This window comes from Noviherbaspirillum cavernae (assembly GCF_003590875.1).
GTDB classification, from domain to species: Bacteria; Pseudomonadota; Gammaproteobacteria; order Burkholderiales; family Burkholderiaceae_D; genus Noviherbaspirillum; species Noviherbaspirillum cavernae.
In genome coordinates, this window is sequence record NZ_QYUN01000002.1 from 1,773,302 (window position 1) to 1,792,565 (window position 19,264).

At 58.6% G+C, this 19,264-nt stretch carries 18 protein-coding genes and 1 pseudogene; 14 read left to right on the top strand and 5 right to left on the bottom strand.

The genetic code is table 11. The annotated features are described in order from the left end of the window. The first annotated feature begins 76 nt into the window (after window positions 1-76). The gene (locus tag D3870_RS08265) at window positions 77-2,701 is read left to right on the top strand and encodes a bifunctional diguanylate cyclase/phosphodiesterase (protein WP_242489903.1); all 2,625 of its coding nucleotides are present in this window, start codon (window positions 77-79) and stop codon (window positions 2,699-2,701) included. A 41-nt stretch (window positions 2,702-2,742) separates the two neighbouring features. Here D3870_RS08265 and D3870_RS08270 read toward each other — a convergent pair whose 3' ends face one another. Continuing rightward, window positions 2,743-4,929, bottom strand: a complete 2,187-nt coding sequence (locus D3870_RS08270) for a CHASE domain-containing protein (protein WP_119738194.1) — start codon at window positions 4,927-4,929, stop codon at window positions 2,743-2,745. A gap of 236 nt (window positions 4,930-5,165) precedes the next feature. On the opposite strand from D3870_RS08270, the gene D3870_RS22020 reads away from it, so the two are divergent. After that, window positions 5,166-5,648: a hypothetical protein gene (locus tag D3870_RS22020; protein ID WP_147375744.1), complete on the top strand. Its 483-nt coding sequence runs from the start codon at window positions 5,166-5,168 to the stop codon at window positions 5,646-5,648. 532 nt (window positions 5,649-6,180) lie between these two features. Further along, window positions 6,181-6,384, top strand: a complete 204-nt coding sequence (locus D3870_RS08280; protein ID WP_119738197.1) for a cold-shock protein — start codon at window positions 6,181-6,183, stop codon at window positions 6,382-6,384. 79 nt (window positions 6,385-6,463) lie between these two features. Here the strand turns inward: D3870_RS08280 and D3870_RS08285 are convergent, their stop codons facing one another. Continuing rightward, window positions 6,464-7,369 (bottom strand): LysR family transcriptional regulator, encoded by a 906-nt coding sequence (locus D3870_RS08285; protein ID WP_119738199.1) that lies wholly within the window; start codon window positions 7,367-7,369, stop codon window positions 6,464-6,466. A gap of 144 nt (window positions 7,370-7,513) precedes the next feature. Between D3870_RS08285 and D3870_RS08290 the strand changes: the two are divergent. The 5 genes and pseudogenes from D3870_RS08290 to D3870_RS08310 form a co-directional block, all read left to right on the top strand. Continuing rightward, a pseudogene (locus tag D3870_RS08290) lies at window positions 7,514-7,633 on the top strand (haloacid dehalogenase); the annotation flags it as partial. A gap of 55 nt (window positions 7,634-7,688) precedes the next feature. After that, the gene (locus D3870_RS08295; RefSeq protein WP_119741850.1) at window positions 7,689-8,447 is read left to right on the top strand and encodes a sulfite exporter TauE/SafE family protein; all 759 of its coding nucleotides are present in this window, start codon (window positions 7,689-7,691) and stop codon (window positions 8,445-8,447) included. A gap of 31 nt (window positions 8,448-8,478) precedes the next feature. Then, window positions 8,479-10,701 (top strand): malate synthase G, encoded by a 2,223-nt coding sequence (locus D3870_RS08300; protein WP_119738201.1) that lies wholly within the window; start codon window positions 8,479-8,481, stop codon window positions 10,699-10,701. 198 nt (window positions 10,702-10,899) lie between these two features. Then, complete coding sequence (locus D3870_RS08305; protein WP_119741852.1) at window positions 10,900-11,124, top strand: AbrB/MazE/SpoVT family DNA-binding domain-containing protein; 225 nt, start codon at window positions 10,900-10,902, stop codon at window positions 11,122-11,124. Next, a complete protein-coding gene (locus D3870_RS08310) occupies window positions 11,121-11,495 on the top strand; it encodes a type II toxin-antitoxin system death-on-curing family toxin (protein WP_119738203.1) in 375 nt (124 codons plus the stop codon). Before D3870_RS08305 ends, D3870_RS08310 begins: the two co-directional genes overlap by 4 nt. 67 nt (window positions 11,496-11,562) lie before the next feature. On the opposite strand, the gene D3870_RS08315 is transcribed toward D3870_RS08310, so the two are convergent. Next, window positions 11,563-11,988 carry a thioredoxin family protein gene (locus tag D3870_RS08315; protein WP_119738205.1) on the bottom strand — a complete coding sequence of 142 codons (426 nt, stop codon included), beginning with the start codon at window positions 11,986-11,988 and terminating at the stop codon, window positions 11,563-11,565. 102 nt (window positions 11,989-12,090) lie between these two features. Beyond that, entirely contained in the window at window positions 12,091-12,285 is a 195-nt protein-coding gene (locus D3870_RS08320) for a YjfB family protein (RefSeq protein WP_119738207.1), read from the bottom strand. 137 nt (window positions 12,286-12,422) lie between these two features. Between D3870_RS08320 and tsaB the strand changes: the two genes are divergently transcribed. Genes tsaB through D3870_RS08340 form a run of 4 tightly spaced genes read left to right on the top strand, consistent with a single transcriptional unit; the run spans window position 12,423 to window position 15,286 of the window. Next, on the top strand, window positions 12,423-13,115 hold the full coding sequence (gene tsaB / locus D3870_RS08325) for a tRNA (adenosine(37)-N6)-threonylcarbamoyltransferase complex dimerization subunit type 1 TsaB (protein ID WP_119738209.1): 693 nt from the start codon (window positions 12,423-12,425) through the stop codon (window positions 13,113-13,115). Between the two features lie 53 nt (window positions 13,116-13,168). Beyond that, complete coding sequence (rimI, locus tag D3870_RS08330; RefSeq protein ID WP_119738211.1) at window positions 13,169-13,597, top strand: ribosomal protein S18-alanine N-acetyltransferase; 429 nt, start codon at window positions 13,169-13,171, stop codon at window positions 13,595-13,597. After that, window positions 13,594-14,334, top strand: a complete 741-nt coding sequence (locus D3870_RS08335; RefSeq protein ID WP_119738213.1) for a uracil-DNA glycosylase — start codon at window positions 13,594-13,596, stop codon at window positions 14,332-14,334. Before rimI ends, D3870_RS08335 begins: the two co-directional genes overlap by 4 nt. After that, complete coding sequence (locus D3870_RS08340; protein WP_119738215.1) at window positions 14,324-15,286, top strand: DUF1853 family protein; 963 nt, start codon at window positions 14,324-14,326, stop codon at window positions 15,284-15,286. Before D3870_RS08335 ends, D3870_RS08340 begins: the two co-directional genes overlap by 11 nt. A 34-nt stretch (window positions 15,287-15,320) precedes the next feature. On the opposite strand, the gene lplT is transcribed toward D3870_RS08340, so the two are convergent. Next, window positions 15,321-16,583: a lysophospholipid transporter LplT gene (lplT, locus tag D3870_RS08345; RefSeq protein ID WP_119738217.1), complete on the bottom strand. Its 1,263-nt coding sequence runs from the start codon at window positions 16,581-16,583 to the stop codon at window positions 15,321-15,323. A 150-nt stretch (window positions 16,584-16,733) separates the two neighbouring features. Between lplT and alr the strand changes: the two genes are divergently transcribed. Together alr and radA are read left to right on the top strand one after the other, a co-directional pair. Continuing rightward, window positions 16,734-17,825 carry an alanine racemase gene (gene alr / locus D3870_RS08350; RefSeq protein WP_119738219.1) on the top strand — a complete coding sequence of 364 codons (1,092 nt, stop codon included), beginning with the start codon at window positions 16,734-16,736 and terminating at the stop codon, window positions 17,823-17,825. Window positions 17,826-17,880: 55 nt separating this feature from the next. After that, entirely contained in the window at window positions 17,881-19,251 is a 1,371-nt protein-coding gene (gene radA, locus D3870_RS08355; RefSeq protein ID WP_119738221.1) for a DNA repair protein RadA, read from the top strand. Window positions 19,252-19,264: the final 13 nt, after the last annotated feature.

The window sequence follows — 19,264 nt, forward strand, 5'->3', positions numbered from 1 at the left end:
ACAGAGAAACACTTCATCGCAAATGCAGAATTCCGGCTTTCATCGTGCCAATCTCCGCGTGATACTTGCGTGGACGATGCTCAGTGTTTTTCTCGCAGGCGTGCTGTGGGCCTTGACACTCTCCAAATTGAGCCGCGACAGAGCGGCCCTGACAGACAATGCAATCCGGCAAGCATCGTCATTGTCAAAAACCTATGCCGAACAGTTGACGAGATCGCTCGAGCAAATCGATCAGGTCACGCTTCATCTCAAGCACTATTGGAGAGTCACGCACGGGTTGGTGAATCTCGAGAAGCAGATGCAGGAGGGACTGTTCCCTGTCAGCGCGCATCTTTATGTAACGATTGTCGATCGCAATGGCTGGGTAGCGACAAGTACACTCGACAGCAGCGGCAGCCAGAATATTTCCGGGCGCGATTATTTCCAGTTCCACAAATCCGGACTTGCCGGCGGTTTGCTGATCAGTGAGCCTGCTCTCGGCCGCCGATACGGCAAGACGGTAATTCGCTTCTCGCGCCGCCTCGATACCGCCGACGGATCGTTCGATGGCATTGTTCTGGTGGCGGTCGAACCAATCTACCTGGCCTCGTTCACTGATGAGTCAGGCCTTGGGAAAAGCGATTTTCTTTCGGTTGGAAGGAGCGACGGCTCCTTTCTTGCATCCAAGATGGGCGCGGGCATCCGCTCCATGGAAAACGTGTTTCGCACGCCTCCCGTGTTCGGCAGCGACAAGGATGTCGTCGCGATGAAGAGGGAGAACTTCATCGATGATCAAGCCCGTATCGTCGCTTGGCAGAAACTGAAAAACTACCCGCTCGTGTCTACCGTAGGAATATCCGAGGAGGGCATTCAGGCTTCCTACAAGGAAAGAGCGAAATACTATTGGAGCCTTGCCATCGCAGGCAGTGTGCTGCTTCTCCTGCTGGCTGCGAGCGGTATCGTGGTGACGACCCGGCTGGCATGGCGAAAGCGCCAGACCGAAAAAATCGAACGTACATACCGCCTTGCCACCGACGGCGCGCGTGAAGGTTTCTATATTGTGCGGACGCTCTACGATGAGGAAGAACGTGTAGTCGATTTCCTTGTGGAAGATTGCAATGAGCGCGGCGCGACGTATTACGGCATGCTCAGGACGCAGCTCATCGGGAAGAAATTCTCGGAGATGCCGTTCGGTTCCTACCTGTCCGAAGTCGTGAGAATTTTTTCCGGTGCAATGCAAACCGGCTTTTATGAAGACGAGTTGAAGGTGCCGGCCGAGAGTCCTCTGCAGGTCGCCTGGGTCCACCGCCGCCTGGTGCGTTCCGGCGACGGCCTTGCTGTCACGCTGCGTGACATTTCCGACATGAAGGCACATGAGGAAGCCTTGTCGCGTCTGGCAAACATGGACGCCGTCACCGCGCTGCCCAATCGTCACTGGCTGATGAACCACCTTCCGACCGCCGTCATGCGTGCACGCGAAAGCGGTGCAACGCTGGCAATGCTTTTCGTGGACCTCGACGACTTCAAGAACATCAACGACACGATGGGCCATGCGGCCGGCGACGAGTTGCTGCGCGCAGCGGCAGCGCGCCTGCGCTCCGTGATCCGTCCGCAGGACAACGTGGTGCGTCTCGGCGGGGACGAGTTCACTGTCATCCTGGAACGCGTGGAGAGCAGCAGCGACGCGGCGCGCGTGGCCGAGCGCATCATCTCGTCGCTGGATACGCCGTTCGTGCTGGCGGATGCCAGCCTGCACGCCGTGAAGGCATCGATAGGCATCAGCATGTTTCCGCATGACGGCGGCGACGGTGAAACATTGCTCAAGCATGCCGACATCGCGATGTATGCGGCAAAAGCGAACGGCAAGGGGCAATACGAGTTCTACCGCCCGCAGCTCTCCGAGCGACTCGTGGTCCGGCTGGACAGGGAGCAGGCGCTGCGCAAGGCGATCGAACTCGACGAATTCGTGCTGTTTTATCAGCCGCGTGTCGATACCTTTACCGGCGAGTTGCGCAGCCTTGAAGCGTTGGTGCGCTGGATGCATCCGGAGCGCGGACTGGTGCCGCCGCAGGAGTTCATCCCGATGGCGGAAGAGACCGGGCTGATTGTGCAGCTCGGCGAACTGGTCATCAGAAAGGCCTGCGCGCAATTGGCACAATGGCGCAGGCAGCATCTGCCGGTGGTTCCGGTGTCGATCAATGTGTCGCCGAGGCAGTTCAATGAAGGCAACCTGAGCGCATTGTTCTCCGCCTGCATGAGCGAGCAGGATATCGCGCCGTCGCTGATCGAAATCGAGATCACCGAATCGTGCATGATCGGGGAGGGCAATGCCGTCAACGAGGAACTTTCAGCGATCGAGGCGCTTGGCATCAAACTGCTGGTCGACGATTTCGGCACCGGTTATTCTTCGCTCTCGCATCTGCAACGGCTCGACTTTGACATCCTGAAGGTCGATCGCGCCTTCACCGCGCAGCTGTGCAACGGCAAGGAAGGCGAGGCGTTCTTCATGGCGATCCTGTCGATGGCGCACGTGCTCGGCATGGGGGTGGTCGCCGAAGGCGTGGAAACGGCGGAGCAACTGCACGTGCTGCAAGCGTTGTCGTGCAATGAAGTGCAGGGCTATTTCATTTCGCGTCCGGTGCCGGCAAGCGAAGTACCGGACTTCTTTGCCAGACGCTATCTGTTCCATGCCGAGCATCGCTCGCCGCTGCATGCCGTTTGACGCCCATGGCGGATGCGATCCGGTTTGATGAACGGAGCGCGTCAGTCGAGATGAAACAGGGTTGCCTGGTCCCCATCACATCTTTCGGATTCGTCGTGCTCCGACTGCGGTAAAGGGATGAGGATGGACAGCGTCGTGCCGCGCCCTGGCGCGCTGTCGATCGAGAATTCCCCGTCCAGGGCGAGCACGCGCTCCTCGATGCCTACCAATCCGAAAGCATTTGCCGCCCTTGGCGACTTGCGGCGCATGCCTATGCCGTTGTCTTCGATGCGCATCACGAGCCGGTCGCACTCCCTGCGCAGCTCGATGGCAACACGCGTGGCGTTGGCGTGCCGGATGACGTTGGTGAGCGACTCCTGCAGGATGCGGAAAAGGGTGGTGGCGATCGCATTGTCCACGTTGAAATCACCATGGTCCATCGTCAGGCTGCATGCGATGCCGGTACGGCGGCCGAAATCCGCCACCTGCCACTCGATCGCTGCGGCAAGTCCGAGATCCAGCACGGCAGGACGCAGATTGTTGATGATGGTCCGGATGGTCTTGACCGTGGCATCGATGTGCAGCAGTGCCTCGCGCACCCTGGTGTTGAGCCTGGGATGCGACTTCCCGGTACGGGCGTCGAGCATGGAGACATCGATGCGCAGCGCCAGCAGGGTTTGCCCGAGTTCGTCGTGGATTTCACGCGCGATGCGCTTGCGCTCGTCCTCCTTGATCCTGTCCTGATAGGAGGTCAAGTCGCGAAGAAGTTCGTGCGAGCGCTTCAGTTCCTCGACCATGTGCTTGTGCTCGGTGATGTCCATGATCGTGCCGCGCAGCAGTGTGGTGTGATCGTCATGACCGGCTCGGCAAATCGTTCGCACCCAGCGCAGCGTGCCGTCGCGTTGCACAATCCGATGTTCGGCGCTGAATTCATCCGCAGTGGCAATTGCATTCTCCATCCCCCGTTGAATGCGCTGCCTGTCGTTGTCATGGATACGGTAAAGGAAGTTTGCATACTCCGGGCCTGCGCTCACATTCAGACCGAAGATATGGTACGTCTCGACCGACCAGTTCATTCTTCCGGATCCGGGCTCCAGAATCCAGCTGCCCAAGTGCGCCATGTGCTGCGCCTCCGCAAGCCTTGCCTCGCTGGCGCGCAAGCCTTTCGTCATTTCATTGGCGAGCTCGTTGGCGCGCCGGTGCGTGGCCATGAAAAAGTAATAGATCGAGTACAGCAGAAGCGATGACAGCAGGCAGCCGATCAGCACGAGCCACGGAACGTATGAGTTGAAGCCATTCAGCAAGGCCGCCTTGCGGGTGACGAATTCGATCTCCCAGAATCGGGGACCGAACGTCATCGAAATTCGCTTCGTGAACACCGCTTCGGATGTCTCCTCGGCCGGTTCGGTATCGCTGTCGAATAACAAGCGGTCGGGGTCTGTTGTTCCCGATGCGCGTCGGTTGCCGACGTCGCCGATGTCATAAATTCTCAGCCGCATTTGCCCAAGCGCGTCCTTGTCAATGGCGCCCAGCATCAGGCTGGGAATGTCGATTCTCGCGCCGACCGTTCCGTAATATGCCGCTCGTCTTTCTTCCGTCGCGTCGAGCGACATTCCGCGTCGGTAGAGCGGCATTCGAATCGATACTCCGATATGTTCTCCGGGCCCCGGAATTGTCGTCAACCTGCCGGAAAAAGACATTTGCCCGCTGTCACGCGAAACGGCGAGCGCATTGGCTGCCAAAGTGTTCGATCCAATGTTGAAACCCAGAAAGACGCGATTGCCGTCGAACGGTTCAATAAATGTCAGTACATGATAGTCGGGCCGCACATCGCCCGGATGGATCGCGAATTCGGGATGGCCGGCAGGTGCAATGCCGGTATCCGCTTGTACGGCGGCTTCAAATGTCTTTTTCTCGCTCGCCGTGACATGAGTCGCGAAGTTCAGGTTTCTGATTCCCGGGAAGCTCTGCGCGAGGTCGAGCTTGCTGACATAGGCGTGAAACTGGGCGCGTGAAATGCTGTCGCTGGTGTCGAAGAGGGCCGATGTCCCGCGCAAGACATCGATATAAGCCTGCACGCGAGACTGGATGGTGGTTTGAATGTTCCGGCTGCGGTAGTCGAACTCCGCTTCGGTCATTTCACTGACCGTCTCGGCCGCAATCAGATAAAGAATGATGGATGTCGCAACGCCCGCCCACCATCCGGCCGAGGTAAGCAGGGATTTGACAAATCTACTTGAAATCCGCATGTGGCCGCCACCATCAACAATGTTTGTTGTTTTTGGCGATGCCGCCGTCGAACATTGCGGCAGGCCAAATCGGGATTTGAATCAGGCAAGTCTTGCGGCCATTGTATTGCTTACTTGGAACGATTAGTAAGGGGAGTCAATGAATATCTGTCGGACGCCACGGCATGGCGGTGTTTTATTTATAAAAAGATAATGCCGATCGCCGGGATGGCACGCGAAGGGGCGTTGCCAACTACATGGCTGCTGCCTTTGCGGGCATGCCGGCTGGTATTGAACGCTGTGAAAACGATGCAGCAAAAGACTGCTTGCTGGCAGTCATTGCTGCATTTGCCCGGATTTACTTCGGTGCATCAGGAGATGTGCTTCCGCTTGCGCCACCAGCCGGACCGCTCATGCTGCCGGATGTGCCGCCGGCGGCACCAGGCGTGGTTTCAGACGTACCCGGTGCAGCGCTGCTCGGGCTTGCGGGAGCGGGAGGTGTTGGCGTAGCACTTTCAGTACCGGCACTTCCTGTGCTGCCAGGAGCCGACATGCTGCCGCCCGTCGTGCCTGATGGTGCAGAGGGGGCCGTTGTGCCGGAGGGAGCGGAGGTGGGCGCTTCAGCATCCTTCTTGCCACATGCACTCAATGCAAGAGAGGCGACCAATGCCGCAAGCAATATCGAATATTTCATGTCGATTTCCTTTCAAGCAAATCAAAACTACGTGTTCTGCCGATAAACCAGAATCACTCGCGCAAACCTTCAATTCGGTTGGCGATGCACATCGCGCTCATGAATCGGAAATTTGATTCGGCTTGTATGCATCGCCGGAGACTTGAAGCTTTGTCGCAGCCATGCCGTGTTGCTGCAGAACACGGTTGTCACCCGGAGTTACTTGTTTTTCGCAGTCAGGAAAACGAGCAGTAGGGACAAGAATTAGAAAGAAGGCATCAATGAGAAGTTTCCGAGAACGGGCGAAATAATATTGCAACCGGAAAAATCATGATCGCCAAAAGGCCGTGACGCGATGTTCTTTGCACTATTGCCATGTGCAGAATGCATGTTTTCCCAATGCAGAAGGGAAAGATTCATCAAATATCGGAAAAATCAATCAGAAAAAGGGATCAAATTCCACTTGCCGACAGTCTTATGAAGTATAATTTGCGACCGTTGAAGTTTTAGCTAGCAGGTGCAGTATTTGTCTGTCATTCCTATCTTGCTTCAAGGGATCCACCGGGCAACGTCCCAATTTAACTGAAATAGGAAATGCAATGGCAACAGGTACCGTAAAGTGGTTTAACGATTCCAAGGGTTTTGGTTTTATTACTCCGGATGAAGGCGGCGAAGATTTGTTCGCACACTTCTCCGCAATCCAAAGCAGCGGCTTCAAGACCTTGAAGGAAAATCAGCGCGTTACTTTCGAAGTGACGACTGGCCCGAAAGGCAAGCAGGCTTCCAACATTCAGCCCGCGTAAGCTGAATCGTTGAATTAAAAATCCTCGGTGCGCCGAGGATTTTTTTTGCCTGTCGTCTGACGCAGTGACCTCGATAGCGTCACGTCCTGCGCCAGTATTCTGGCTGCGCATAAGCGTGCCGCAGAAAATCAACGAATGCCCGGATGCGCAGTGGCAGATGGCGGCGCTGGGCAAACACCGCGTACACATCATTGCCGGGGGCGGCGAATTCATCCAGCACCGTTACCAGTGCGCCGGACTCGATCGCATTCCCGACTTCCCACATCGAGCGCCATGCCAGTCCCTTGCCCGCGAGCGACCAGTCGTGCAGCACCGCACCGTCATTGCAGACCATGTTGCCGGTCACCTTCAATGTGACATTTCTGCCGCTCTGCCTGAAGGTCCAGCCGCGCTGGCTGCCTTCACTGCTGATGGCAAGGCAGTTGTGCTTTGCAAGTTCGTCCAGTGAAACCGGCGCGCCATACCGTTTGATGTAAGCGGGCGAGGCGACCACCACGCGCTTGTTATCCGCCAGCTTCACGCCAATCAGATTCGAGTCCGACAGGGCCGCGATGCGGATCGCGACGTCGATCCCCTCGCCGATCAAATCCACCACGCGGTCATTGAGGTTGAGCGTAACCGTGACATCGCGATGTTCGGCCAGGAAGGAGGGCAGCAGGGGGGCAACGTGTTGCCGTCCGAACCCGGCGGGTGCCGAAATCAGCAAATGCCCGCTGGCTTTTGCGCTGCGTTCCGACACCGCCGCCTCGGCATTCTCAAGGTCCGTCAGGATGCGCTGACAGTCCTCCAGGAACGCCACGCCTTCCGTGGTCAGTGCGACCTTTCGGGTCGTCCGCTGCAACAGTTTCACACCCAGGCGTTCTTCCAGCGCATCCAGCCGGCGGCCGATCATGGCCGGTGCGATGCCTTCCGCGCGAGCTGCCGCAGACAGGCTGCCCTTGGCTGCGACGTCAACGAATGTGGAGATTTGCTTGAAATGATCCATCGCAAAACACTATTTCACATGATACTAAAACGCAAGAATAAAGTGATAATTCATTTTGCTTGTGCGTATTTATATTTAATATACTTTGCTCAGCATTATGAGCAGCACGACACTTCCATTCATCTACAGGACTGCACGCGCTCCATGACCATTCAAGCCATTGTCTTCGACGCTTACGGGACACTGTTCGACATGTACTCGATCGGTGTGCTGGCAGAAAAGCTGTTTCCAGGGCATGGTACGGCGCTGGCCGAAGTGTGGCGCGCGACATGACGGCATTATTGAACTATCTTCAAGAAAACAGGAAAGAAAAAGCATGATGAGCAGCTGGCAAATTGTCTTGGTTGGTTTCGCCGCGTTTTGCGCCGGCGCGATGAATTCCGTCGCCGGCGGCGGCACATTCTTTTCCTTCCCCGCCTTGCTGGCGGCCGGCGTGCCGCCGATCACGGCCAACGCCAGCAATTCGGTGGCGCTATGGCCGGCAAGCCTGTCCGGGGCATGGGCGTATCGCAAGGAACTGGCGCGTTACAAGAGGTATCTCATTCCGATGGGGATCGTGTCCCTGATCGGCGGCGTCGGCGGCGGCTTGCTGCTGCTGGCGACACAGGACGCAACCTTTTCGAAACTGATCCCGTGGCTGTTGCTGTTCGCGACGGTGCTGTTCGCCTTCTCCGGCAAGATTTCGACATGGCTGCGTGGTGCAGCGCCCGGTGCTCCCAGTAGTGGCCCGACGGCCCTTGCGGGGCAGGCTGTTGTTTCGGTGTATGGCGGATTTTTCGGCGCGGGCATGGGCATCATGATGCTCGCGAGCCTGGCGATGGCAGGTCACGATGATGTCCACGAAATCAACGCCATCAAGAATCTCTTGTCGGCCATCATCTACAGCGTGACGGTCACGACATTCATCATTGCCGGCGCGGTCGATTGGCCGTACACGATAATCATGCTCGCCACGGCGACCCTGGGCGGCTATTGGGGAGCAAGCATTGCGCGCAAGATCCCTGCGCTCTGGCTGCGCCGATTCATCATCGCGGTAGGCCTTGTGCTGACCGTGTTTTATTTCTATAAAACCGTATAAAAACACACTCACACTCCAAGGATCTCTCTCCATGACCACACGCACCACTTGCCACGGACTCCAAGTCGCGACGAACCTGTACCGCTTCATCGAGGACAAGGTACTGCCGGGTACCGGCATTGACAGCGCCAGCTTCTGGAAAAATTTCGATGCCATCGCTCATGACCTCGCACCGAAAAATGCGGCCTTGCTGGCAGAACGCGACCGCCTGCAGACGGAATTGGACAAGTGGCATCGCGCTAACCCGGGCCCGATCGGCGACGTCGTCACTTACCGTGAATTCCTGCAGTCCATCGGCTACCTGGCACCGCGCCCGGACGACGTGAAAGTCACTACCACCAATGTCGATGCCGAACTCGCATTGCAGGCCGGCCCGCAACTGGTCGTGCCTATCCTGAACGCACGCTACGCGCTGAACGCGGCGAATGCCCGTTGGGGGTCGCTGTACGATGCACTGTACGGCACCGATGCGATTCCTGAAACCGACGGCGCCACGAAGACCGGCGCCAATGGTGAAGGCTACAACCCGGTACGCGGCGCGAAGGTCATCGCTTTCGCTCGCAATTTCCTCGACCAGGCGACGCCGCTGGCGAAAGGTTCGCATCGCGACGCGACCGCCTACCGCGTGGCGGGCGGCAAACTGGCCGTGACTCTGCAAGACGGCAGCACCACCACCCTGGCGGAGGAAACCAAATTCGTCGGTTACCAAGGGAAGGCGGAAGCGCCATCGTCGGTGCTGTTGAAGAATAACGGCCTGCATATCGACATCCAGATCGACCGCAGCACGTCCATCGGCAAGAGCGATGCAGCCGGCGTCGCTGATGTGGTGGTTGAATCCGCGCTATCGACCATCCTCGACCTGGAGGACTCGGTCGCCGTGGTCGATGCGGATGACAAGGTCGTTGCGTACAGCAACTGGCTCGGCATCCTGCAAGGCACGCTGTCTGAAAGCCTGACCAAGGGTGGCAAGACCTTCACCCGCACCCTGAACAAGGACCGCAAGTACATCGCCGGTATCGGCGCGACGGATGCGAACGGCGGTGAGGTCACGCTGCATGGCCGTTCGCTGCTGTTCGTGCGCAACGTCGGCCACCTGATGACCAATCCCGCGATCCTTCTGAAGGACGGCAAGGAAATTCCCGAAGGTATTCTCGATGCGGTCGTCACCGTGGCGATTTCCTTGCATGACCTCAAGCGCAGCAAGGATCAGGAAATCGGCAACTCGCGTACCGGCTCGGTCTACATCGTCAAGCCGAAGATGCACGGCCCGGCCGAAGTTGCTTTTGCCAATGAATTGTTCAGCCGTATCGAAGCTGCCTACGGATTGGCGGCCAATACGGTCAAGCTCGGCATCATGGACGAGGAGCGCCGCACCAGCGTCAACCTCAAGGCTTGCCTGAAGGAGGCTCCCGCGCGCGTGGCCTTCATCAACACCGGCTTCCTCGATCGCACCGGCGATGAAATGCACACCGCAATGCATGCCGGCCCGATGATGCGCAAGGGCGACATGAAGACCAGCACATGGCTGACTTCCTACGAGCGCAGCAACGTGCTGGTTGGCCTGTCGTCCGGCCTGCGCGGACGCGCACAGATCGGCAAGGGCATGTGGGCGATGCCCGACCTGATGGCTGCGATGATGGAACAGAAAATCGGACACCCGAAGGCCGGCGCCAACACCGCCTGGGTGCCGTCGCCGACCGCCGCGACCCTGCACGCATTGCACTACCATCAGGTGAGCGTGGTGGACGTTCAGAAAGAGCTGGAAAAGATCGACGCGAAGACCGAAATCGAACGCCTGCTCGACGGCTTGCTGCAAATTCCGGTGGCTGCGGAAGCGAAATGGTCTGCCGCCGAGATCCAGCAGGAACTCGACAACAATGCGCAGGGCATCCTCGGCTATGTCGTGCGCTGGGTCGACCAGGGAGTCGGCTGCTCCAAGGTGCCGGACATCCATAACGTCGGGCTGATGGAAGACCGCGCCACGCTGCGTATCTCCAGCCAGCACATCGCCAACTGGCTGTTGCACGGCATCGTGACCGAAGCGCAAGTCACCGAAACCCTGCAGCGCATGGCCAAGGTGGTCGATGGCCAGAACGCCGGCGATCCGCTCTACAAGCCGATGGCTCCGGACTTCGAAGCCTCGTATGCATTCCGCGCGGCGCGCGACTTGGTGATGAAGGGATTGGAGCAGCCGAGCGGCTACACCGAGCCCTTGCTGCACGCTTGGCGTTTGAAGGTGAAGGTGCAGGCCTGAGCCGTTCCGATGCGGGAAGGATGCGCGTCAGCCATTCGCGCATCAACGGCAAATCCAGTTGGGGACGGGTTCTTCGCCCCGATGTGCTGGCAATGTCATTCATAACAGCAAGAAGAAACCTGCTTCGGCCGGTTTTTTCTTGCTTTGCTTTTTTCACGCATTCAGTAACATGAGATGATCGAAATGCGGGAGGCGGGCATGCATGTACTCAAATTGACAAGAATCGGTGATTCCCTCGGCATCATCATCCCGCCCGAAACACTGGCCCGGCTCGGGCTGGAATCCGGCGAAACCTTGTTTCTGGACGACACGCCGGATGGCTTGCTGCTGAGTCCCTACGACGCGGACACGCGGGAACAGATCAATGTGGGGCGCGAGCTGCTGCGGGAACACGGCGCAACCTTGCGGGCCTTGAGCAAATGAATCTCCAATCCATCGATCGGGAAGCCTTGCTGGCGCTCCATCGCGAATGCGTCATCGAATATGGCGGCAATGAGGGCGAACATCGTCCGGCCGCACTCGACGCAGCGCTGGCTTATCCAATGGAGCGGGCGCTGTCGGGCGAAGCCGATATCGCGAGCCTGGCGGCGGCGCATGCATTTGGTGTGCTGAACCATCGTCCGTTTGCCGACGGCAACACGCGGGCAGCCTTTCTTGCGCTTGGATTGTTTTTATACGTCAACGGCTGGCGCTTGTCCGCGTCGCAAACGGATGCGGCGAACATCATGCTGAAGGTCGTAACGGGGGAGATTGATGAATCGATGCTGACGGACTGGATACGCGCACGGTTGTAATCGGGGCAATGACTTCATCCAATTTCTCTGAAGTGTTGCGCTGGATTTTCAGGGTAAGCGATTGATTTTAATCGGCTTCCTTGAGTCGGATCTGGAGATTGCATTCCGTTTGCCAGCGCCGGCGCTCGGCGTTGGCGACGGACTCTGCCTGAATCTCGTCATCACTTTTTTCTGTCTGAGCTTGAACCAGACGATCAGCCAATTGAAGGTCCGGCAACACAGTGCCGAAGAAGCTCACTTTGTCGTGTCGCTGGATCAGCAGGGTCGGAAAATTATCGACATCGACGTCGCCCACCACATCGGCCTGATCCTCGATATCGATCCACACAAAACGCTTGTCCGGATGACGCAAGGCGAGCGCATCGAAGCTGTTGCGATACTGCTTGCAGGTATCGCACCACGCTGCGCACAGGCAAGCAACGACCCAAGCGTCGCTGCCCAGCCAATCGCTGACCTGGGCGCGGTTGTGAGATTCAAGGGTGATGCTGGACATGGGTGATGTAGGCGGTCGCAAGTCATGAACACTGCCGGCGGGAGTGCGACGCTATTGTAAGTCAAGGCATGCCCGACTTGCCTGGGGCATGCCAAACCTGCATCAAGCCTTGGTGTTGATATTCTGTCCCAGGTGGGGAGGCAGATTGGACTGCACTGGCGGAAGTGCCTGAATCAATGCCGCGGCACTCGCTGCCTCCGCATGCAGCGCTTTTTTCAGCACGGCAATGCCGATCTCCTGTTCTGTGCGCGTTGTCTTCATCGTTGTTGCCAGGTTGGCAATGCTGCTGATTTCCATGCTTATTCCGATTCTGTTGATGTGCTACCGCTGTTATCGGCGGGTGCGTGAATATCTTGAGGGTTCCCGTCCGCGCAGTGTTGTGAATGTCGGAAGCGAACGAGTGCGGGCATGAAGGTGCGCGGTAAAATACGCGCATGTCTACCATCCTTGCCATAGAAACTTCTACTGAAACCGCATCTGCATCCCTGCTGCATGACGACATCATCATCGCCGGGGAAACCACAGGGGTGCATACCCATTCGCAAACCATCCTGCCGATGGTGCAGGATCTGCTGAAGCAAGCCGGCATGACACTTGAACAATGCGATGCGATCGCTTTCGGCTCCGGACCCGGTTCCTTCACGGGCGTACGTACGGCCTGCGGCGTGGCGCAGGGCTTGGCCTTCGGCAGCGACCTGCCTGTCGTTCCCGTTGTCACCCTGCTGGCAATGGCACAGGCATGCCGGGAAGAATGCGGTGCAGACAACATACTGGTGATTCTCGATGCGAGGATGGGCGAGGTCTACTGGGCGCAGTATCGCCATGAGCATGGCTGGCATACCGTGCTCGAGCCGCGATTGTCGGCACCTTCCGCCGTGGCCGCGAAGGGCCGTGTCGTTGCCTGCGGCAATGGCTTGGCGGCCTATCCGGGCAAATTCGAGAATCTTGCAGCGGAAGACGGAATGCAGCCTCACATCATGCCGCATGCGCGTCAGGTCGCGCGGCTGGCGCGCATCGCGTTTGAGAATGGTAATGCGGTGGCTGCGCGCGACGCGCAACCGCTGTATGTGCGCGACAAGGTGGCCATGACCACGGTCGAGCGGCTGGCAACAAGGGCAGCTTCGTGAGCGCAGTGCAGCAATCCGCGTCGGATGCACCTTCATCCCTGTATTTTGCACGGATGAAGCTGGACGATTTGCCGGGTGTGATGACGATCGAGGCCGATGTTTATCCCCATCCATGGACGCGCGGGAATTTCCTCGACTCGCTCTACAGCGGCTACGAAACATGGACATTGCGCGATGCGTCGGGAGAGCTTGTCGGATATTTCCTCATGATGCTGGCGGTGGACGAGGTGCATCTGCTGAACATTACGGTCCGCCGCGGCTTGCATGGCAAGGGGTATGGGCGCATGCAGCTCGACAAGGCCGCTCAACTCGCAAGGGAAAAGGACATGACGTCCATTCTGCTTGAAGTGCGTCCGTCCAACGAGAGGGCGCTCGCGGTGTATCAGCGATACGGTTATGTACAGATCGGTCGGCGCAAGGGCTACTATCCGGCCGCCGACAACACGCGGGAAGATGCAATCGTCATGAGATTTGCGTTATGACATCGGCAGCACAGCGACGCGCCGTTTTTTTGAATGAGATCGGCGTCGGCCCATTGTGGACGCTGCGTGATCGTCCTGTGGATGCGCTTGTCTCTGCGGCTGCCGAACCGGCGGCGATGGATCTTGCTGCGGAGTTGCCGACAAACTTGGTTCCCGGTGCAATCGAGCGCATGGACTGGGTATCGCTCAAGGAGACCGTGGTCGGCTGCGCAAGTTGCAATCTCTGTCATGGGCGCACTCGAACCGTATTCGGCGTGGGCGACGAAAAGGCGAAATGGCTTTTCATCGGCGAAGGCCCCGGCTACAACGAGGATTTGCGCGGAGAGCCGTTTGTCGGCCAGGCCGGCAAGCTGCTGGACAACATGCTGCTCGCGATGGGCCTGAAGCGCGGTGAGAATGCCTACATCGCCAACATCGTCAAATGCCGACCCACCGATGCCAACGGACACGATCGGCCGCCGACGGCGGAAGAGGTTGCGGCGTGCATGCCTTATCTGCAACGGCAAATTGCGCTGATCGAACCGTCCGTCATTGTCGCGCTGGGCAAAACGGCTGCGTTGTCGCTGCTGCAGCTGGACCCTGAAACGCCGGTGTCCAGGCTGCGGGGAACGGTGCATCGCTATGCGGATTTGCCGCTTGTCGTCACCTACCACCCGGCATACCTGCTGCGCAATCTCGCCGACAAGAAGAAAACCTGGGCCGATCTCTGTCTGGCGATGAGCACCTATGCCGCCTGACCCGGCAAACTTTCAAGCCGAATTTCATCGTCGCTGGCTGCACCTCAATAACCCGCACGTGCGTTCGCTCGCATGGCTACTGGACGCACCGGACCTGCTCGATCCGAATGCGCCACAATGGCAGGGCAAGATCGCATCGCTCGGGCCGATCGAGCCGCAGACTGAAGATTGGCTGAATGCGCTGGACAAGTCCCCTGGCATGCTGCACACGTATCTCGGCATCCAGCCATTTACCCGGCTGGGGCGCTATGCGGAAAAGCTGATGGCATTCTATTTCGCGCATCAGGGAATGCTGGTCGCACATGGCTTGCAAGTGCAGGCAGGAAAAAACGAAACCATCGGCGAGTTCGATTTTCTGCTGCGTCAAGGCGGTGCCTTGGTGCATTGGGAATTCGCCAGCAAGTTTTATCTGCTCGAGTCATGCGGTGCGGCGCTGGCGGCAGATCATTTCGTCGGCCCCAATCTGGCCGATTCGCTCGGCGCAAAAGTGCGCAAGATCATGGATCGCCAGTTGACGCTGTCGCAGCATCCGGCCGCGCAACTGCACTTGCCGCAGCCGGTCACTCAGGCGCAGGCGTTGGTGAAGGGCTGGTTGTTCTACTACGGACAGACTCCTCAACCTGCGGTCATGACCGGATTGTCGAAGCCGCATTGCCGCGGCTTCTGGTGCCCGCTTGCGGAACTGGATGCGATTGCCGGACAGCGCTACATGATCCTGCCGCGATTGAGTTGGCTCGCGCCGGCAAAGGCGGGTGCGGGGCAATGCCTGCACAGACACCAGGTTCAGGAGAGCTTGAGCGAGCATTTCAGCAGCGACTCGATGCCGGTGTTGATTGCGATACTCGATCAGGTCGGCGATGACTTGATCGAGATCGACAGGGGATTCATTGTCCCGGATGACTGGAAAGGCCGGGCAGGGGAGAAGGTCAGCCGGATGGTGCTTGCTGCCTGAGAGCGCCCGTCAAGAACGCTCACTTGCGGGCAGCTCAGTGCTTGCGTTCGCCGATCAGCGCCAATGAATCATGTTCACGCTGATTGGCCGCATGTTTTTTCATCGTGAGCAGCATCGTGCCGGCGACGAACAAGCCGAACAGAATGATGACAATATTGATGTCCATGTTCAGTTTCACCATCACCGCGTACAGCACCAGCATCGTCAGGACCGACATGTTTTCGTTGAAATTCTGCACGGCGATCGAGTGACCTGCGCTCATCAGCACATGCCCGCGATGCTGCAGCAGGGCATTCATCGGCACCACGAAATAACCCGACAGTGCACCCACGAGGACCAGCAACGGATAGGCGAGCCAGACGGTATGCACCATCGTCATCAGCATGACGATCAGGCCCATGGCAACCCCCAGTGGCAGGACGGTCAGTGATTTTTTTAGCGGAACAAAGCGCGCGGCGGCAGTGGCGCCGAAGGCCACGCCGAGAGCGAACACGCCTTGCAGCACGGCAGCCTTGTCCAAAGGCATGTTCAGGGACTTCTCGGCCCATTTCAATACGATGAATTGGAGCGTCGCACCGGCACCCCAGAACAGGGTGGTGACGGTCAGAGAAATTTGCCCGAGCTTGTCCTTCCACAAGGTCGTGAAGCAACCCGAAAAGTCCGCAATGAGCTTCATCGGATTGCGCTCTTGATGCGGGTAGCGCGCGCCGGTATCGGGAATCTTCAAATTGAATATCGCGGCAATCACATATGTTGTCATGATGACCGACAGTGCCGCCTCGGCGGTGGTGTCAATACCGAAAGCAAGGACGGGAAAATCGAATCGGAGAAGTGCCGCGGCAATGGCAGGATTGACGAGCGCACCGCCCACGACCGTGCCGAGGATGATCGATACCACGGTAAGTCCCTCGATCCAGCCGTTCGCTGCAACGAGTTTCTCGGGCGGCAGCAGCTCGGTGAGAATGCCGTACTTTGCAGGGGAATATGCCGCCGCGCCGAAGCCGACGACGGCGTAGGCAATCAATGGATGCACATGAAAGAACATCATCGTGCAGCCGGCGATCTTGATCAGGTTGGTGATGAACATCACCCGTCCCTTGGGCAGCGAATCGGCAAATGCGCCGACAAATGCAGCCAGCAGCACGTAGGACAGCACGAAGAAGAGTTTGAGGAGCGGCGTCATCCACGCCGGAGAGTCCATCGATGCCAGTAAGGCAATTGCTGCAATAAGCAGTGCATTGTCGGCGAGCGACGAAAAAAACTGCGCCGCCATGATGGTATAAAAACCGCGATTCATCCGCATATAGGTTGTAACAACATGTCTCTGGCTTGCTTTATACCATGAAAAGTTGCGTCGACAGCGCATTTCGACGCTCGCTGGAAGGGGGCTCCGGTAGAATGGATGCTCATGCTTTTCCTTCATTGCTGATCCATCAAGAGTGCCTCCATGCCACGTCCAATCACTGCCGCCATCGATCTTGCGGCCATGCGCCATAACCTTGCCGTCGCGAAGAACCGCGCCCCTGGTGCGCGGGTTTGGGCGGTGGTCAAGGCAAACGCATATGGTCACGGCCTCGAGCGCGGCATGCGCGGCTTTTCCGAGGCGGATGGTCTCGCGTTGATCGAAGTCGAGGGTGCGGTCAGCCTGCGCGAGATGGGCTGGAAGAAGCCGATCCTGTTGCTGGAAGGTTTTTTCGAGTTCGCTGACTTGAACGTGGTTGCAGAGCATGATGTGCAGGTTGCGGTTCACTGCGATGAGCAGATCGCCATGATCGAGCGCGCCCGGCTTGCAATGCCGATCGATGTGCATTTGAAAATGAACAGCGGCATGAACCGGCTTGGCTTCAAGCCGGACGTCTATCGCGATGCATACGCGCGACTCAGGAATATCCCGGCGGTGCGCAGCCTCACGCTGATGACGCACTTCGCGAATGCCGACGACACAGATAATCCCGGCTTGCCGCTGGCAGAGCAAATCAGACGCTTCCAGGCTGGCGCGGCAGGGCTGACCGACGAGCGCAGCCTGTTCAATTCCGCCGCAGACCTGATGCCGCCGGACGTGCATACCGATTGGGTGCGGCCAGGCATCATGCTCTATGGCGGCACGCCGGGGGGCAAGTCGGCAGAGGAATTCGGCTTGCGTCCCGCGATGACGCTGACCAGCGAAATCATCGGCGTGCAATCGGTCGAATCCGGTGATGCGCTCGGGTACGGCAGCCGTTTCATTGCCGGCAAACCGATGAAAATCGGCGTGGTCGCCTGCGGATACGCCGATGGCTATCCGCGTCATGCGCCGAACGGAACGCCGGTCATTGTCGAAGGACGCAGGACGCAGATCGTCGGACGCGTTTCGATGGATATGATCACGGTCGATCTGAGCGACATTCCCGGCGCAGCAATCGGCAGCAAGGTCATATTGTGGGGCGAGGGTTTGCCCATCGACGAAGTGGCGAATGCCGCCGGGACCATCGGCTACGAGCTCATGTGCGCGCTCGCGCCGCGTGTCAGGACCGTCGAACGGAATGACGCGCGACAGTAGCGCGGTTCGCTGTCGGCGCGTCCGGCGGTCCGTGTCAATCATTTACTGAACTTTCATGGCGAAACAGAAAACCAACTACACCTGCACCGAATGCGGCGGTATCGCGAGCAAATGGGCGGGACAATGCCCGGCGTGCGGGCAGTGGAACACCCTGGTTGAAACCGTGGTCGAGGCATCGGGCAATCGCTTTTCGGCGCAGCCCCAGGGCCTTGCGCAAACCGCCCCGGTAATGAGTCTTGCGGATATCGAGGCCATCGACGTGCCGCGTTTCGGCACGGGCATCGAGGAGTTCGACCGTGTATTGGGCGGCGGACTGGTCGCCGGCGGCGTGGTCTTGATCGGCGGCGATCCCGGCATCGGCAAATCGACCCTGTTGCTGCAGGCCCTGGCCAACATGGCGCGCGTGAAGAAGGTGCTGTATGTCAGCGGCGAGGAATCGGGTTCGCAAATCGCGCTGCGCGCCAAGCGCCTCGCCGTCGACGCGAAAGAATTGAAGCTGCAGGCGGAAATTCAGCTCGAAAAGATTCTCAACACGCTGGCGGAGCACAAGCCGCAGGTCGCGGTGATCGACTCGATCCAGACGATTTACTCGGATGCGTTGACTTCCGCGCCGGGTTCCGTCGCCCAGGTGCGCGAATGCGCAGCGCAATTGACGCGCGTCGCCAAGCAGTCCGACATCACCATCATCATGGTCGGCCATGTCACCAAGGAGGGCGCGCTGGCCGGACCGCGCGTGCTCGAGCACATCGTCGATACTGTGCTGTATTTCGAGGGCGACACGCATTCGAGTTTCCGGCTGGTGCGGGCCTTCAAGAATCGCTTCGGCGCGGTCAACGAACTGGGCGTGTTTGCCATGACGGAAAAGGGTTTGAAGGGCGTCTCGAATCCGTCGGCGCTGTTTCTGTCGCAGCATGACAATCAGGTGCCCGGCTCCTGTGTGATGGTGACGCAGGAGGGAACGCGTCCATTGCTGGTCGAAATCCAGGCACTGGTCGATACCTCGCATGTGCCGAATGCACGGCGCCTGTCGGTTGGTCTCGAACAGAACCGTCTTGCCATGCTGCTGGCCGTGCTGCATCGGCATGCCTCGATTGCCGCCTTTGACCAGGACGTCTTCATCAACGCCGTGGGCGGCGTCAAGATCACCGAACCGGCTGCCGATCTCGCGGTGCTGCTCGCGATTCATTCTTCTATGCGCAACAAGCCGCTGCCGCGCGGGCTGGTGGTGTTCGGCGAAGTCGGGCTGGCCGGTGAAATCAGGCCGGCACCCCGTGGACAGGAGCGTTTGCGCGAAGCGGCCAAGCTCGGCTTCTCGATTGCACTCATCCCGAAGGCGAATGCGCCGAAACAGAAAATCGAAGGCTTGACCATCATCGGCGTCGAACGCATCGATGAAGCACTGTCCCGCATGCGCGAACACGAGTAGTTGTCATTCGTGC

Bases quoted from the DNA above. Each gene is read 5' to 3' on its own strand.
- D3870_RS08300 (WP_119738201.1), top strand. From the start codon at position 8,479: ATGACCACACGCACCACTTGCCACGGACTCCAAGTCGCGACGAACCTG.
- D3870_RS22020 (WP_147375744.1), top strand. From the start codon at position 5,166: ATGGCTGCTGCCTTTGCGGGCATGCCGGCTGGTATTGAACGCTGTGAA.
- D3870_RS08270 (WP_119738194.1), bottom strand. From the start codon at position 4,929: ATGCGGATTTCAAGTAGATTTGTCAAATCCCTGCTTACCTCGGCCGGA.
- D3870_RS08280 (WP_119738197.1), top strand. From the start codon at position 6,181: ATGGCAACAGGTACCGTAAAGTGGTTTAACGATTCCAAGGGTTTTGGT.
- tsaB (WP_119738209.1), top strand. From the start codon at position 12,423: ATGTCTACCATCCTTGCCATAGAAACTTCTACTGAAACCGCATCTGCA.
- rimI (WP_119738211.1), top strand. From the start codon at position 13,169: ATGAAGCTGGACGATTTGCCGGGTGTGATGACGATCGAGGCCGATGTT.
- D3870_RS08295 (WP_119741850.1), top strand. From the start codon at position 7,689: ATGAGCAGCTGGCAAATTGTCTTGGTTGGTTTCGCCGCGTTTTGCGCC.
- D3870_RS08285 (WP_119738199.1), bottom strand. From the start codon at position 7,369: ATGGATCATTTCAAGCAAATCTCCACATTCGTTGACGTCGCAGCCAAG.
- D3870_RS08265 (WP_242489903.1), top strand. From the start codon at position 77: ATGCTCAGTGTTTTTCTCGCAGGCGTGCTGTGGGCCTTGACACTCTCC.
- alr (WP_119738219.1), top strand. From the start codon at position 16,734: ATGCCACGTCCAATCACTGCCGCCATCGATCTTGCGGCCATGCGCCAT.
- D3870_RS08310 (WP_119738203.1), top strand. From the start codon at position 11,121: ATGAATCTCCAATCCATCGATCGGGAAGCCTTGCTGGCGCTCCATCGC.
- D3870_RS08340 (WP_119738215.1), top strand. From the start codon at position 14,324: ATGCCGCCTGACCCGGCAAACTTTCAAGCCGAATTTCATCGTCGCTGG.
- lplT (WP_119738217.1), bottom strand. From the start codon at position 16,583: ATGAATCGCGGTTTTTATACCATCATGGCGGCGCAGTTTTTTTCGTCG.
- D3870_RS08305 (WP_119741852.1), top strand. From the start codon at position 10,900: ATGCATGTACTCAAATTGACAAGAATCGGTGATTCCCTCGGCATCATC.
- D3870_RS08335 (WP_119738213.1), top strand. From the start codon at position 13,594: ATGACATCGGCAGCACAGCGACGCGCCGTTTTTTTGAATGAGATCGGC.
- radA (WP_119738221.1), top strand. From the start codon at position 17,881: ATGGCGAAACAGAAAACCAACTACACCTGCACCGAATGCGGCGGTATC.
- D3870_RS08315 (WP_119738205.1), bottom strand. From the start codon at position 11,988: ATGTCCAGCATCACCCTTGAATCTCACAACCGCGCCCAGGTCAGCGAT.
- D3870_RS08320 (WP_119738207.1), bottom strand. From the start codon at position 12,285: ATGGAAATCAGCAGCATTGCCAACCTGGCAACAACGATGAAGACAACG.